This is a genomic window from Sorangium sp. So ce448, assembly GCF_051520915.1.
Taxonomy (GTDB): Bacteria; Myxococcota_A; Polyangia; order Polyangiales; family Polyangiaceae; genus Sorangium; species Sorangium cellulosum_B.
Genome location: NZ_CP150343.1, coordinates 574,240 through 587,826, shown reverse-complemented (window position 1 = coordinate 587,826; position 13,587 = coordinate 574,240). Strand labels below are relative to the sequence as shown.

Sequence of the window (13,587 nt, the reverse complement as noted above, 5' to 3'; positions counted from 1 at the left end):
GCGCGCGACGCGCGATGCGCGGCGCGCGGGCGGTGGCCGCCGTGCCTGGCACCTCCGAGAGGCGCGGCGAGCGCTCGTGGCGCTCGGCCGCGGAGCGGCGCGCTGGCTCGGGATCGCGCTGCTCGCGACGTTCGCCCTCCGAGCGAGCTGGTCGATGGCCCAGGAGGGGACGGGGCCCAAGGAGATCGCCGACGCGGACGCGCAGCAGGCGCTCAGCGCGCCGGCCGCGCTGCCCACCCGGGTGGCGAGCTTGACGCTCGACAAGACGATCGTGCAGCTGACCGTGAGCTTCCGCGACGTCGTCGACGGCGAGATCTCGAAGAAGCTGCTCAGCGGGCTCCCCACCGTCATCACGATGCGCGGCTACCTCTTCCACGAGAGCGGAGGCAACCCTGTCGCGCTCGCCGCCAAGAGCTGCCGGATCGTCTATGACCTCTGGGATGAGGTGTTCCGGATCCAGCTGATCCAGGCCGGAGGTCAGTCGAGCACGGTCGCGATCAACGTCGAGGGCGTGCTCCGCAACTGCGCCGAGGCCCGGCGGCTGCCGCTCGTGGAGCGATCGCTCGTCCGCGACGGCAGCCGCTACTTCGTCGCCGTGCTGGTCGAGGTGAACCCCATGAGCGCCGAGATGCTCGATCGCATCAAACGGTGGGTGACCCGGCCGCCCGGCTCGACGGCGATCGGGCCGGGCGACTCGCTGTTCGGCTCCTTCGTCGGCCTGTTCGTGACGCGCATCGGCAACGCCGACCGGATGCTCGCCTTCCGCACGCAGCCCTTTTTACCGCCGGTGCCACCGCCCAGCCCGCCTCCTCCTCCCCAGAGGTCTCCCGGCCGCTGAGCCACACTCACGGCGGGCCTCGCCCGACGTCACGCCCCTCGCCCGCCGGGCGGCGCATCGGTCTACACTCGTCGCGCGGACGCGCTGTTCGTGTCGGCTCCATTCCCATGCGTCTCTTTCCCATCGCGCTCGATCTCAACGGCCAGCGGGCGCTCGTCATCGGCGCGGACGGCGACGCGCCGTACACGGTCGAGCGCCTCCTCTCGGCGGGCGCTCGCGTCTCCGTCGTCGCTCCAGGGCAGGTCGACGGGTCCATCGAGCAAGCCAGCCGGGAGGGGCGGCTCGATCTGCACCGGCGAGCATTCCTGGAGGGCGACCTCGCCGGGGCGGCGATCGTGTTCCTCGTGCCGGGCGACGAGGCGCTCTCCCGGCGCCTCCACCGGGAGCTCGCGGGCGCCGGACGCCTCGTCTGCACGCTGGATCGCCCGGAGGCGTCGAACTTCGCCAATCCTTCGGTGGTCTCTGCCTCCGGACTGACGATGAGCTTCAGCAGCCATGGCGTCAGCCCTGGAACGATACGGCGCATCCGGGAGGACCTCAGCGCCCTCTTCTCGGATCCTCGGTTCGCCCGCTACATCGAGGCGCTGCGCAGGCTCCGCGAGAGCCTCCCTCGGGGCCCCGAGCGGGCCGCGCGCATGCGCCGGGCGACCCTGGGCTTCGGGCTGGAGGCGAGGCTTCGGTTCCCTGAATGGCTGGAGCGCGGCGACGAGCCTTGATGTCCGAAGAGGCCGCGCCGGAGCGGCGGGGGCGCGGCGGGGGCGCGAGCCTCGGCGCGGCCGTCGGCAGAGCGCGCGCACCCCCGGATGAACGCGAAACCCCTTGTGTAGAGCGGCCTTCAAGGCTTAAGTGGGCGCCCACGCGACACTATCCGCGGAGGAGGGCTTACGGTATGCGTTCACGATCGGGCCGGCTGACGATGTTGACCTCGGCGGCGATGGTCTCTGGGCTCCTGACGCTGACGAGCGTCAGTCCGGCATCTGCGCAGACGGATGCCAAGCCGGCTGCGCCCCCGGCAGGCAAGCCGGCCGCCGCGGCGGCTCCTGCAAAGCCAGCCGCATCCGCGGCGCAGGCGCCCACCCCCGCTGCGACGCCGCACGCGGCCGGCGCGACGCCTCCCGCGGCCGGCGCGACGCCGCCCGCGGCCGGGACGCCCGCCGCGGCTCCCGCGAAGGCCGGTGAGCCCGCGACGAAGGTGACCACCACCAAGCCGAAGAAGGCGCTGACCGAGAAGCAGAAGAAGGACGAGGCGAAGAAGCTCTACAAGGAGGCCGAGGCCAGGTTCGACAAGGGCGAGTACACCGTCGCGGCCGACCTGTACCGCCAGGCGGACGAGTACGTGCCCGGCGCCGCACCGAAGTACAAGCTCGCCCTCTCGCTCGACAAGCAGGGCCTCGTCACCGAGGCCGTCGCGGCCTGGCAGGCGTTCCTCGATTCGAAGCCGGACGCCGAGAAGTTCAAGGAGAAGATCGCCGAGGGTCAGGCGCGCGTCGAGGCCCTGAAGAAGACGCCGGCGAAGGTGAAGGTCGCGACCGTCCCGGAGGCGCCGCCTGGCCTCAAGGTCGCGGTCGACGGCGTGGGCCAGACCGGCAAGGAGCTCTCGGTCCCGCCCGGCAAGCACACCCTCACCGTCTCCGCCGAGGGGTTCGCCGACGCGAGCCAGGAGCTCGAGGTCACCTTCGCCGAGGCGCGCGAGGTCAACGTCACGCTGACGCCGCAGGCGCCGGCGCCGGTCGCTGCGACGCCGGCCCAGCCCCCCGCGCAGCCGCCGCCCGCCGACGTGCCGCCCGCGCAGCCGCCGCCGCCGGCAGCGCCGATCGAGCCGCGCTCTCCGGTGCCGGCCTACGTCACCCTCGGGCTCGCCGGCGCCGGTGTGGTGGTCGGGACGATCTTCGGCATCCAGGCGCTCGGCGCGAAGAGCGACTTCGATGACGCCCCGACGACCAAGACCGCGGACAAGGTCGATCGCTTCGCGCTCATCGCGGACATGTCCTTCGCGGTGGCGCTCACGTTCGGCGTCACCGGCGCGGTCCTGCTCCTCAGCGACGACCCGGCCCAGGCGAAGGCCGCTGCGTCGAGCGTGACGAAGAAGGCGTTCGTCACTCCGTTCGTCAGCCCGACAGGCGGCGGCGCCGCCGCGCGGTTTACCTTCTAAGGGGACTACTATGTGGAAGAAACAGCATCTTCTCGCGATGGCGCTCTGCGCTGGCGCGCTCTCGACTCTCGGGATGGGCTGCGAGCTCATCGCCTCGGTCGATCGCTCGCGCATCCCGGGGGACGAGGAAGTCCTCGACGACGGATGTTCTGACAAAACGAAGAACAACGAAGAGACCGACGTCGACTGCGGCGGTTCCATCTGTCCGAAGTGCGACGCCGCCAAGGCGTGCACCGCAGCCACGGACTGCGCGAGCGGCTTCTGCGCCGACGCCGTCTGCTGCGACAAGGCCTGCGACGCGGAGTGCGACGCCTGCACGGCCGCGCTCAAGGCGTCGGGCGACGACGGCGAGTGCGGCCCCTCGAAGGCCGAGACCGAGTGCGGCGAGCCGACGTGCTCCGAGGGCGTCGCGACGAGCCGCGGCACCTGCGACGGGGAGAACGAGGAGTGCGGGCCCGGCGAGGAGAAAGCGTGCGAGGAGTTCGCCTGCAATGAGGCGACCGACGCCTGCTTCACCGAGTGCATGGAGGACACGCATTGCGCGAAGTGCCACGAGTGCGCGGACGGCGCCTGCGTGCTGGCCGCGGCCGGCGCGGAGGGCCTGGGCTGCGACGAGGGCCAGGCGTGCGACGCCGCGGGCGAGTGCAAGCCGGCGAACGGCGTGGAGTGCGACGCCGAGAGCGAGTGCGCCACCGGGCTCTGTGTCGACGGCGTCTGCTGCGACACCGCCTGCGACACGGCGTGCATGGCCTGCAATGTGAAGGATCTGGAGGGCACGTGCTCGAACGTCCCGCTCGGCACCGAGGACGGGGCGGATTGCAGCGAGGCCAACGTCTGCGACGGCAAGGGCGCTTGCAAGCTGGCCGCTGGCGAGGACTGCACGACGAACGAGCAGTGCGCGAGCGACAAGTGCGCCCCCGTCGTCTTCACGTGCGGCGAGATCCCGATGCCGTGAGCTCTCCCCGGCGTCCGCCGGGCTCCCCAGAGGGAGCCCGGCGGAGCTCACGCCTCGAACGTCCCTCTCACACGCGCGCTGAGCTCTCCCGCCCCGGAGCTCGAAGGCGGGCCCAGCACCGTCATCGACTCGGCTTCCCCCTCGAACAGCCCGCCGTCCCCGAGCTCGTCCTCCGCGGCTTCCGCCTCGTAGGAAGGCACCATCGCGGCCTCTTCCCAGCGGCTCTTGAGCCGCTCCGCGAGCTTCGCGAGCAGCTCCCGCGTCGTCTCCCGGTCCGTGGCGGACAGGACCACCGCATCCGGGTGCCCGAGGAGCAGCCGACGCCCCTCCGCCGGGGCGATCAGGTCCGCCTTGTTGAACACCACGATGCGGGGGATGCCGATGAGATCGAGCTCGGTCAGCAGCGCCTCGGTCGTCTCGATGTGCTGGTCGCGCGCGGGATCGCTCACGTCCACGACGTGGAGCAGGAGGTCGGCGTCGGCGGCCTCCTCGAACGTCGCCCGGAAGGCGGCGAACAGGTCCTTCGGCAGCTCCCGGATGAAGCCGACGGTGTCGGTGATCACCACCTCGCGCTCCTCGGGGAAGCGGAGCCGCCTCGAGCGGGTGTCGAGGGTCGCGAACAGCTTGTTCTCGGCGAGCACGTCGGCGCCGGTCAGCGTGTTCAGCAGCGTGCTCTTGCCGGCGTTCGTGTAGCCGACGATCGAGACCACCGGCACGCCGAGCCGGGCGCGGCGGCGGCGGCGCTGCTCGCGCTGGCGGGAGAGCCGCTTCAGCTGCGCCTCCAGGAAGCTGACGCGCTCCTTCGCGCGGCGGCGCCCGATCTCGAGCTTCGTCTCGCCCGGACCGCGCCCGCCGATGCCGCCCGTCAGGCGAGACAGGGAGTCGTCCTTCTGCCCGAGGCGAGGGAGCGTGTACTTCAGCTGGGCCAGCTCGACCTGGAGCTTGCCGTCCGACGACTCGGCCCGCTGGGCGAAGATGTCGAGGATGAGCTGCGTCCGGTCGAGCACCTTGAGATCCGTATGCTTCGCGATCGCCGAGGCCTGGGAGGGGGTCAGATCCCGGTCGAAGACCAGCGTCTCCGCGTCGAGCTCGGAGGCGCGCAGCACGACCTCGTCCAGCTTGCCCTTGCCGAGCACGAGCCGCGGGTCGAGCCGATCGCGCAGCTGGAGGACCGTGTCCGCGACATCGACGCCCGCGGTGCCGGCGAGCTCGGTCAGCTCGCGCAGGCTCTCCTCGGCCCGGGCGAGCGCCCCCACCTTGGATTTCTCGGCGACGTGGACGAGGATCGCGCGGCCGTCCTTCGCCGCGACCGACCGCGTGCGCGACCGCTTCGTGAACTCGTCCTCGAGCGCCTGGATGAGCGCGCCGAAATCGACGTCGGCGCGGCCGATCGCGACCGGGCCCACGGTCCGATACGGCAGCGCCGCCTCCCCGCGGCTGTCGCCGCGCCCCTCGGCCTCGTCCACGGTCACCGTGACCGCTTCCTTCCCGTGGACCGGGACGTTGTACGCGTACTGGAGGGTCCGCGGCTCGCCCTGCGGGGTGAGCTGCACGGCCGCGACAAGGTCGAGCCGGAGACGGACGAGATCCACGAGATCGTCCCGGGTGAGCGGCTCGTTGAAGAGGTGCGTGTGGACGAGCCGGAGCGCCCTGAAGCGGCCCTGCGCGGCGCGGAGGCGCCCGATGTCCGGCAGCATCAGCCGGGTCGCGTCGCCGACGATGACGTAGTCGATCTCGCCCGAGCGGTGCACCAGCGCGCCGACCTGGCGCCCCGTCTCATGCGACGCCTCGGCGAGCGCCTTGATGAGCTCGGGCGTGGCGATGCTGGCGAGCGGGACCTTGCGGCGGTAGATGCGCTCGAGGGTCTTGGTGGCCTGGGGGCTGAGTCCGGTGGTGTTTCCGTAGAGGGTGGGCATTCGATAGTCGAAGGGGGATGTCGCTCCCGCTCACTCGATTTCATAACGCACGCAGGGCCGGTCCGCGACCGGGGGCACCGCGGATCTTCGTGCGGAGCGCGCATTTTCTCATCGCTCGTCCCCCTTCCGTTGCCTCCCCGTCCCTCCTCGCCTCCCGCTCGGCGCGCTCCTCCAGGTTCCTGTGGAGGCCGCGCGCGAGACGAGGCTACCCTGCGCCGCGATGGCCATCCTGACCCCCCTCTCGCTCGCGGATGCCCGCCGCATCGGCGCGCTCTACGGCCTGGAGATCGCCGACGTGCGCGGCCTGCTCGCCGGGAGCGTCAACTCCAACTTCGCGTTGACGCTCGCCGACGGCCGCGGACAGGTGTTCCTGCGGGTCTACGAGGAGCAGCAGCTGGGCGCGGCGTCACGCGAAGCGCGCATGCTCGAGCACCTCGCGGCCGGGGGCGTCGCCACCCCGCAGCCGCTCCGGCGCCGCGACGCGGCGCCCTCCGACGCGGCGTCCGTGTCGGAGGGCGCCGCGTCGGAGGGCGCGGCGTTCATCGCGGAGCACGCTGGAAAGCCTGTCGCGCTGTTCCCGTGGGTCGGGGGAGCGTCGCTCTGCCAGGCGCGCGTCACGCCGGACGCGACCCGCCGCGTCGGCGCGGCCCTGGCGCGGGTGCACCTCGTCGGCGCCTCGTTCGAGGGGGCGAACGCCAGCCGGTTCGACCTCGACGGCCTCGACCAGCGGCTCCGGGGGCTCCGTTCCCCTGCGGGCGCGAGGTCGACGGCTCCCGCGCCGGCCCTCCCGCCCGACGTGGCCGCCGCCGTCGACGAGCTCACCGGTCGGCTCGAACGGATCCGCGCCGCGGCGCCGCGGACACCCGGCCCCCAGACGCTGATCCATGGCGACCTCTTCCGCGACAACGTGCTCTGGGAGGCCGGCGAGATCTCGGCGCTGCTCGACTTCGAGAGCGCCTCGCGCGGGAGCGCCGCGTTCGACCTCGCCGTCACGATGCTCGCGTGGTGCTTCGGCGACGATCTCGACCCGGATCTCGTGTCCGCGCTCGCCGCCGGCTACACGGCGGTGCGGCCGCTCTCAACCGAGGAGCGCGACCGTTTGTTCCACGAGAGCGTGATCGCGGCGCTGAGGTTCTCCATCACGCGCATCACCGATTTCGAGCTCCGCCCGAAGGGCAGCGGTGTCTACAAGGACTTCCGGCGCTTCCTTGCGCGGCAGCGGACGCTCGAGCGCCTCGGCCCGGAGGGGCTCCTCGCGCTGCTCGGCGTCTGATCCGCGTCGACTCGCGCCCGGTCCACATCGGGCCCGCGCCTGACGTCTTCCGCTGTCTGATCACCGTCTGCTTGCCGTCTGCTCGGCGCCTTCGTCGTCTTCACCGTCTGATTCAGGTCTGATTCAGGTCCGATTCAGATGTGAGCGGAGGTCGTCTGTGATTTTGCGTTAACTTCGCTGCGCCTGGCGATGGCGGCGTTGCGCGGTCACGGCTAGGCCGTTACCTTCGCCGAATGGCACAGGTCGGAACGCTCGATTTCAAGGGCTTCATCGAGAGACGGAAGGGCCAGCGCGCGGGCGGCGGGGACGGCGCGGGCAACGCGTATGCCTACGTGTCCGACAAGAACACGCGGCTCGCCTTCGAGAAGATGCGTCCGGTCGAGCTCGCCGTGACCGCCGCCGTCAGGCTGTTCAAGACGGTCGGCAAGAACGAGCTGCTCGGCCACGCCGTCAAGGTCGGCCCCGCGCAGTTCCCGCGTGTCCACAACCTCGCGGTCCACTGCGCCGAGACGCTCGGGATCGCGACCCCGACGATCTACATCGTCAACAGCCCCACCCTCAACGCGGCCACCTACGGGACGAACGACGACTCGTTCATCATGGTGCACTCGGCGCTGGTCGATCATTTCACCGACGACGAGCTGCTCAGCGTCATCGGCCATGAGTGCGGCCACATCCACAACAGCCACGTGGTCTACCTGACCGCCATGCACTACCTGACGCGGATGGCGTCGGTCTTCGTGAAGTGGATCGTCGGCCCGGCGATGCTCGCGCTCTCCGGCTGGTCGCGCCGGGCCGAGGTCACCTGCGACCGCGCCGGCCTGCTCTGCGCGAAGAGCCTCGACGTCTCGACGCGCGCGCTCACCAAGCTCGCGCTCGGCTCGACCAAGCTGTACGAGGAGCTCAACCTCGAGGCGTTCATCGCCCAGCACGAAGAGGGCAAGGGCGGTGTCGGCAGGTTCGCCGAGTTCACGGCCAGCCACCCGTGGCTGCCGAAGCGCGTCCTCGCGCTCCGGGCCTTCGCCGAGAGCGAGCTCTACAAGCGCCACGCCGGGCTCGGCGCGGGCGGCCTCTCCATGGAGGAGGTCGACGAGAAGGTGCACGAAGTCATCAAGATCTGGGGCTGAGGGGCTCCCGCTCCTGGCAAGCCGCAAGGCCGAGGTAGACGCACATGCTCGAATCCTTCCACAGCCGCAAAGACGACGTGACCGGGGCGCTCAGGGATCTCGTGACGTTCGCCGAGGCCCTCGGCGCCAAGAGCGTCGCGACGCGCATCACGAACGATCTCGTGAAGAAGCTCGACGCCGATCGCTTCCACCTCGTCGTGGTCGGCGAGTTCAACCACGGCAAGACGACGTTCGTGAACGCGCTGCTCGGCGCCTCGATCCTCCCGGTCGGCGTGACGCCGACGACGGCGGTGATCCACCACCTCGAGTACGCGGCCGACCCGCGCGCCGAGGTGGTCTACGCGTCGGGCGAGCGCACCGGCCTGCCGTTCGAGGACGTGCGGGCCTTCACCGTCGGCGGCGAGCGCTCGTCGAGCGCCGGCGAGGTGAAGTTCCTCGAGGTGGGGTACCCGGCCGAGCTCCTGCGCGAGCGCGTGGTCCTCGTCGACACCCCCGGGGTGAACGACCTCTCGCTCCAGCGGGCGGACATCACCTACAGCTACATCCCGCGGTCGGACGCCGTGTTGTTCCTCATCGACGCAGGCCAGCCGCTCAAGGAGAGCGAGCGGGTCTTCCTCCAGGAGAAGCTGCTCGGGCAGTCGCGGGACAAGATCCTGTTCGTCGTGACGAAGCGCGACATCTGGAGCCAGGACGAGGAGGTCGAGGCGCTCGCCTACATCCGGAGCGAGCTCGGGAAGCTCGTGAAATCGCCCGTGGTCTTCCCGATCTCGAGCGAGCGGGCGCTGGAGGGCGATCGGCCCGGCAGCGGGATGCCGGAGCTGCTCGATCACCTGACCCGGTTCCTCGCCGAGGAGCGCGGGCGCATCCTGCTCGACAACGCCCTCGGCGAGGGCCTCGAGTCCGCGCGCCTGCTCGGCAAGGGCGTGGACGCGCGGCGGCGGGCGACCGCGATGTCGCGCGAGGAGCTCAGCCGCCGCATCGAGATGATCGAGAAGGATCTGGCCGGCCAGTCGCGCACCATCGAGGAGCGGCGCGCCGGCATCCGCGAGGAGGTGAGCGCCATCCGGGCGTGGGTGCACCGCGACCTGGATCGCTTCGTCGACGACGTGCTCCGGCAGCTCCCGGCCATCATCGACGAGGCCCACACCGACGAGATCAAGGTCTACCTCGGGGCGTTCCTGGAGCGCACGTTCGCCGAGTGGGCGCAGGCCGAGACGAAGGAGATCGCCACGGCGCTGGAGGTGCTCGCCGAGAAGACGATCGCGCTCGTGCGCGAGGACGCGCACGACGTGGCGAAGCGGGTCAGCGAGGCGCTCGGCGGCGACGTGAAGCCGCCGAACGTCGAGGTCGACACGTTCGGCTACGATGTGGGCGTCTTCGCGCTCTTCACCATTGGCCTCGGCGTGATGTTCACGAACGCCCTGCTCGGCGGGATCCTGGCGCTCGCGGCGCCTGTCCTGGCCGTGTACGTGAAGGAGAAGGTCGAGGCCGAGACCCGCAAGAAGGCGAAGGAGATGGCGCCGACCGCGCTGCGCGAGGCCGCCACCCGGATCGGGCCGAAGCTCGACGAGATGATCCAGGAGTTCGCGAGCCGGCTCGACGCGTGGGTGGTCACGGCCGGCCAGGAGCTGCACCGGGAGGTCATCGAGGTCCTCAAGGCGGCGCGCGAGGAGCGGGTCCAGGCCGAGCCGAGCAGCGAGAGCCAGCTCAAGGCGTGCGACGCCCAGGCCGAGGCGCTCCAGGCGCTGACGTCGCGCCTGGAGGGGCTGCGGAGCGCGCTCTGGACCGTCGAAAACGGCGAGAGCAGGCCGATCCCTCCGCCCGTGTCCAGCGTGCCCAACGCGCCGGGCGGCTCGGCCTGAGCGGGGCGCACGCCTCCTGACAAGGGAGGAGGTCCGGCTCAGCCCGGCCTCCTCCGCCCTGCGCCGTGGCCATATCCAATCGTCGGGCGCTCATGCGAGAATGCGGCCGTGCAGCTCGACTTCGCAGCCCGTGAAGTGACGATCAAGCTCGTCTATTACGGCCCGGCGCTCAGCGGCAAGACGACGAACCTCGTCTCGCTGCATGGCCTCGCCGGGTCAGACGCTCGCGGACGGCTGATGACGCTCGAGACGCAGGACGATCGCACGCTGTTCTTCGATCTCCTGCCGCTCACCTTCCGCGCGAAGGACGGCGACGTCTCGCTCCGCATCAAGCTGTTCACCGTGCCCGGCCAGCCCATGCACGCCGCCACGCGGAGGCTCGTGCTCCAGGGCGCGGACGGGGTCGCGCTGATCGCCGACTCGCAGATCTCCGAGACGCAGCGCAACGCCGAGGCGTTCTTCGACCTCCGCCAGAACCTGCGAGAGAACGGCCTCGATCTCGCGAGGATGCCGCTCGTCATCCAGTTCAACAAGCGCGACCTGCCCGACATCCGGAGCGACGAGGAGCTGGCGCGCCTCGCCGCGCGGGGCAAGGAGCCGGTGTACAAGGCCGTCGCGACCCGCGGGGTGGGCACGGTGGAGACGCTCATGGGTCTTCTCCACCTCACGTGGGAGACGCTCGATCAGACGCATCAGCTCTCGAAGCGGCTGTCGATCAGCGGCGAGGAGCTCCTGAACAGCGCGGCGCGCCAGCTCGGGGTGACGAGCTCGGTGAACGACCTCCTGGCGAGACGAATGGGCGGCAGCCTCGAGAAGAGCTCCCGGATCGTTCCATGAGGCCCGACGCCCACAAGGGGACGCCGGCGGACTTCGGCCTCGACGACGAGGATCTCCTCGGCATGCCGGGCTCCGCGCCGATGCCGTCGGCGCGCGTCGCGGACGGGCCCAGCTCCTCGAAGCGCGACGGCGCGTCCAGCGCGCCTGAGCCCTCGACGCTGCCTCCCCCCGCGGCGGCGCCGGTGGTCGACCTGGTCGGCATCGGCCCCCTCTCGCTCGAGGATCTCGTGGATCGCCAGGCTCTCGGGGAGATGGCGGCGTCATTTCACAAGCTGTTTGGCCTGCCGATCCGGATCCAGTCGATCAACGGCGCCACGCTCGCGGAGTCGGGCGCGCTCGCGCCGCTCCCGCCGCTCAGCGGCCTGACCGGCGAGCAGGAAGGCCGGCGGGCGAGCGTGGCGCCCGCGGATCGGACGGCAAAACAAGGCGCGTCGGCCGGCAGCGAGGTCGCGGATCCCTGCTTCGAGGGCGCGCTCTACCAGGTGTTCCCGATCGAGTATGACGGGCGTGCGATCGGCCGGTCGATCCTGGGCCCCTACCTCCCCGACGGCCTCGACCAGCCCTCTGCAGCGCAGAGCGAGGCGGCGTCCCAGCTCGATCTCGCGCCTGCGGCGGAGGGGTGGCTGCGGATGCCCCGGCTCCGGCCGGAGCGGCTCGGCGCGATCGCGGACCACCTCCGCTCGGTCCTCGATCTGATCCTGTTCAGCGGTCACAAATCGCTCCTCACCTCGACGATGCACGTCGCGTCGATCCGCGAGAGCTTCCGTGAACTGTCGCAGAAGAACGCCGAGCTGGAGCAGGCGTACGAGCGGCTGAAGGAGCTCGACCGGCTCAAGTCGAACTTTTTGGCCACGGTGTCGCACGAGCTCCGGACCCCGCTCACGTCGATCATGGGGTACAGCGAGATGCTCGCCGAGGGCATCGGCGGGCCTCTGACCGATGAGCAGCGCGAGTTCATCGATACGATCCGGTCGAAGAGCGAGCAGCTGCTCGGGCTCATCATGAGCCTCCTGGACCTCTCGAAGCTGGAGAGCGGCACGTTGATCGTGCATCGCACCGAGGTGGCCGTCGGCCCGGTGCTCGTCGAGGCGGCGTCGACCATCGCGCCAGCCGCCTCGAAGAAGGGCGTCGAGCTCCGGATCCAGGCCGAGGACGATCTCCCGCCGGTGCTGGGGGACGGCGACCGGCTGCGCCAGGTGTTCATCAACCTCGTCGAGAACGCGGTGAAGTTCACCGAGGCGGGGGGCGAGGTGCTGCTCGTCGCGCGCGCCGTGAGCGAGGACATGGACGACCTCCCCGGGCTGGTGCTCGTCGCGCCTCTCCAGCAGGCGGTCGAGATCCGCGTCGTGGACACGGGCATCGGCATCCCTGCCGCCGAGCGGCTGAAGGTATTCGACCCGTTCTACCAGATCGATCAGAGCTCGACGCGGGAGCACGGCGGCACGGGGCTCGGTCTCTCGATCGTCAAGCGCCTGGTCGAGGCGCACAGCGGCACGGTGCGCATCGAGCCGAACGAGCCGCGCGGCACCGTGTTCGTGGTCAAGCTGCCCACGGTCGCCGGCTCGCCGGCGAACAGCGTCCTGCCGCCCATCTTCCAATGAGCGGGCGCTCCGAGTGGAAGCGCATCGACATGCTGCGCGCCGTGCTCGGGGGCGCGGCGGGCGATCATGTTCTGTGCGGCATCGGCGATGACGCCGCGATCCTCGCGCCCGTGGCCCCGCGGGGCGATGCCCTCCCGGGCGCCCCGGAGCCGCTCGTCTGGACGGTCGACAGCGCCGTCGAGGGCGTCCATTTCCGGCGCGATCTCCTGGGCTTCGAGGATCTCGGCTACCGCGCGACGATGGCCGCGGCGAGCGATCTCGCGGCGATGGGGGCGCGCCCTGTCGGCCTGCTGGCCGCGCTGGTGCTTCCTCCGAGCGTGAGCGACGACGAGCTCGGCGCGCTGGCGAGGGGTCAGCGCGCCGCGTGCGACGAGATCGGCACGGCGGTCATCGGCGGGAATCTCTCGCGGGGCGGCGAGATCTCGATCACCACGACGGCGCTCGGCGTCGCGGCTCTGCCGCTCAGGCGCGACGGCGCGCGGCCCGGCGACGCGCTCGCGCTGGCGGGTCCGGTCGGCCTCGCCGCGGCCGGTCTTGCGCTGCTCGATCGCGGCATCGCGCCGGCCAGCGCCGCCGCCGAGCAGGCGATCCGCGCGTTCCGCCGCCCCGTGGCGCGCATCGACGCGGGCCTCCGCGCGGCGGCGCGCGCCCGCGCGGCGATCGACGTCTCCGACGGCCTCGCGGCGGACGTGGCGCACCTCGCGCGCGCGAGCGGCGTGCGCGCGCTGCTCGATCCCGCGGCGCTCGTGAGCGCCGACCTCCGCGACGCCGCCGCGCAGCTCGGCCTGGACGCGCTGGATCTAGCGCTCTACGGCGGCGAGGACTACGCGGTCGTGGTCGCGGGCCCCGACGTCGGGGAGCTCGCCGGTTTCGTGGTGATCGGCCGTTGCGTGCCGCGCGAGGAGGGCGCGAGCGACGTGGCGTTGCTCGGCCCGGGCGGGCAGCTCACGAGCCTCGTGGCGCGGGGGTACGACCACTTCGCGTGACGCCGCTTGGCGCGCGCGCAAACTTGCCGCGCGCGCGCAA

The 13,587-nt window shown here is 71.3% G+C and carries 11 protein-coding genes; 10 read left to right on the top strand and 1 reads right to left on the bottom strand.

Annotation, left to right across the window (positions count from 1 at the left end; translation table 11 throughout):
* Positions 1 to 76 precede the first annotated feature (76 nt).
* The 4 genes from WMF45_RS02205 (at position 77) to WMF45_RS02190 (ending at position 3,945) form a co-directional block, all read left to right on the top strand.
* Positions 77 to 838 (top strand): hypothetical protein, encoded by a 762-nt coding sequence (locus tag WMF45_RS02205; RefSeq protein WP_437715324.1) that lies wholly within the window; start codon positions 77 to 79, stop codon positions 836 to 838.
* Positions 839 to 945: 107 nt separating this feature from the next.
* Positions 946 to 1,554 (top strand): precorrin-2 dehydrogenase/sirohydrochlorin ferrochelatase family protein, encoded by a 609-nt coding sequence (locus tag WMF45_RS02200; protein WP_437715323.1) that lies wholly within the window; start codon positions 946 to 948, stop codon positions 1,552 to 1,554.
* 173 nt (positions 1,555 to 1,727) lie between these two features.
* Positions 1,728 to 2,990, top strand: a complete 1,263-nt coding sequence (locus WMF45_RS02195) for a PEGA domain-containing protein (RefSeq protein ID WP_437715322.1) — start codon at positions 1,728 to 1,730, stop codon at positions 2,988 to 2,990.
* 10 nt (positions 2,991 to 3,000) lie between these two features.
* Positions 3,001 to 3,945 (top strand): hypothetical protein, encoded by a 945-nt coding sequence (locus WMF45_RS02190; protein WP_437715321.1) that lies wholly within the window; start codon positions 3,001 to 3,003, stop codon positions 3,943 to 3,945.
* A 47-nt stretch (positions 3,946 to 3,992) separates the two neighbouring features.
* On the opposite strand, the gene hflX is transcribed toward WMF45_RS02190, so the two are convergent.
* The gene (gene hflX, locus WMF45_RS02185; RefSeq protein WP_437715320.1) at positions 3,993 to 5,861 is read right to left on the bottom strand and encodes a GTPase HflX; all 1,869 of its coding nucleotides are present in this window, start codon (positions 5,859 to 5,861) and stop codon (positions 3,993 to 3,995) included.
* A gap of 220 nt (positions 5,862 to 6,081) precedes the next feature.
* Between hflX and WMF45_RS02180 the strand changes: the two genes are divergently transcribed.
* From WMF45_RS02180 to thiL, 6 genes are all read left to right on the top strand, one after another.
* Positions 6,082 to 7,134, top strand: coding sequence for a homoserine kinase (locus WMF45_RS02180; RefSeq protein WP_437715319.1), 1,053 nt, complete (start codon positions 6,082 to 6,084; stop codon positions 7,132 to 7,134).
* 233 nt (positions 7,135 to 7,367) lie between these two features.
* Positions 7,368 to 8,261, top strand: coding sequence for a M48 family metallopeptidase (locus WMF45_RS02175; RefSeq protein ID WP_012233023.1), 894 nt, complete (start codon positions 7,368 to 7,370; stop codon positions 8,259 to 8,261).
* 44 nt (positions 8,262 to 8,305) lie between these two features.
* Positions 8,306 to 10,123, top strand: coding sequence for a dynamin family protein (locus WMF45_RS02170; protein ID WP_437715318.1), 1,818 nt, complete (start codon positions 8,306 to 8,308; stop codon positions 10,121 to 10,123).
* A 108-nt stretch (positions 10,124 to 10,231) separates the two neighbouring features.
* Positions 10,232 to 10,960, top strand: a complete 729-nt coding sequence (locus WMF45_RS02165; RefSeq protein WP_012233021.1) for a GTP-binding protein — start codon at positions 10,232 to 10,234, stop codon at positions 10,958 to 10,960.
* Positions 10,957 to 12,561 carry a sensor histidine kinase gene (locus WMF45_RS02160; protein WP_437715317.1) on the top strand — a complete coding sequence of 535 codons (1,605 nt, stop codon included), beginning with the start codon at positions 10,957 to 10,959 and terminating at the stop codon, positions 12,559 to 12,561. The genes WMF45_RS02165 and WMF45_RS02160 overlap by 4 nt, the downstream gene beginning before the upstream one ends.
* Entirely contained in the window at positions 12,558 to 13,547 is a 990-nt protein-coding gene (thiL, locus tag WMF45_RS02155; RefSeq protein WP_437715316.1) for a thiamine-phosphate kinase, read from the top strand. The genes WMF45_RS02160 and thiL overlap by 4 nt, the downstream gene beginning before the upstream one ends.
* Positions 13,548 to 13,587 lie beyond the last annotated feature (40 nt).

Excerpts from the sequence above, each read along its gene's own strand:
- WMF45_RS02200 (WP_437715323.1), top strand. The coding sequence starts at position 946 with ATGCGTCTCTTTCCCATCGCGCTCGATCTCAACGGCCAGCGGGCGCTC.
- WMF45_RS02195 (WP_437715322.1), top strand. The coding sequence starts at position 1,728 with ATGCGTTCACGATCGGGCCGGCTGACGATGTTGACCTCGGCGGCGATG.
- WMF45_RS02190 (WP_437715321.1), top strand. The coding sequence starts at position 3,001 with ATGTGGAAGAAACAGCATCTTCTCGCGATGGCGCTCTGCGCTGGCGCG.
- hflX (WP_437715320.1), bottom strand. The coding sequence starts at position 5,861 with ATGCCCACCCTCTACGGAAACACCACCGGACTCAGCCCCCAGGCCACC.
- WMF45_RS02180 (WP_437715319.1), top strand. The coding sequence starts at position 6,082 with ATGGCCATCCTGACCCCCCTCTCGCTCGCGGATGCCCGCCGCATCGGC.
- WMF45_RS02175 (WP_012233023.1), top strand. The coding sequence starts at position 7,368 with ATGGCACAGGTCGGAACGCTCGATTTCAAGGGCTTCATCGAGAGACGG.
- WMF45_RS02170 (WP_437715318.1), top strand. The coding sequence starts at position 8,306 with ATGCTCGAATCCTTCCACAGCCGCAAAGACGACGTGACCGGGGCGCTC.
- WMF45_RS02160 (WP_437715317.1), top strand. The coding sequence starts at position 10,957 with ATGAGGCCCGACGCCCACAAGGGGACGCCGGCGGACTTCGGCCTCGAC.
- thiL (WP_437715316.1), top strand. The coding sequence starts at position 12,558 with ATGAGCGGGCGCTCCGAGTGGAAGCGCATCGACATGCTGCGCGCCGTG.